Below are 538 nucleotides of genomic sequence, written 5' to 3'. Positions count from 1 at the left end.
TAGCCATCAGAGCTAAGTAAGGCATTTCCGCCACTCAGGTCGTTCAATGACTCGTAAGGAATGCCATTGATGTCCAGTATTTTATCTCCGTCTTCAAAGCCTATTTGTTGACCGATATCGTAAGCTACGATACCATTTTCAATCACCTGGTCTCTAGAGAAATAGGTTTCGCCTTTACTGTATACCAGAAAACAAAAATGATAATTCCAGTTACAACATTTACAATAACACCACCCAGCATTACTATCAACCGCTGCCATGCCGGCTTGGAACGAAACTCCCAAGGTTGGGGCTCTGCAGACATTTGTTCGGCATCGAGTGATTCGTCTACCATTCCGGAAATTTTGACGAATCCTCCCAATGGAATTGCGCCTATAGAATACTCAGTTTCTTTCCATTGAAAACCGATTATTTTTGGAGGGAATCCTATGGAGAATTTTTCAACTCTCATTCCAAACATTTTTGCTGCTAGAAGGTGCCCCAATTCGTGTAGGCCGACTAAAATCGACAAGCCGAGTAGCAATTGCGCTACCATTAT

Annotated in this window: 1 protein-coding gene; it reads right to left on the bottom strand. The window is 42.6% G+C overall.

The features are described 5' to 3' along the window. Positions 1-142: 142 nt before the first annotated feature. A partial coding sequence (locus ADIWIN_RS15680; protein ID WP_235047135.1) for a site-2 protease family protein occupies positions 143-538 on the bottom strand: 396 nt, incomplete at its 5' end.

Source organism: Winogradskyella psychrotolerans RS-3 (assembly GCF_000427335.1).
In the GTDB taxonomy this organism is placed as follows: domain Bacteria; phylum Bacteroidota; class Bacteroidia; order Flavobacteriales; family Flavobacteriaceae; genus Winogradskyella; species Winogradskyella psychrotolerans.
This window is presented reverse-complemented; position numbering and strand designations above follow the sequence as displayed.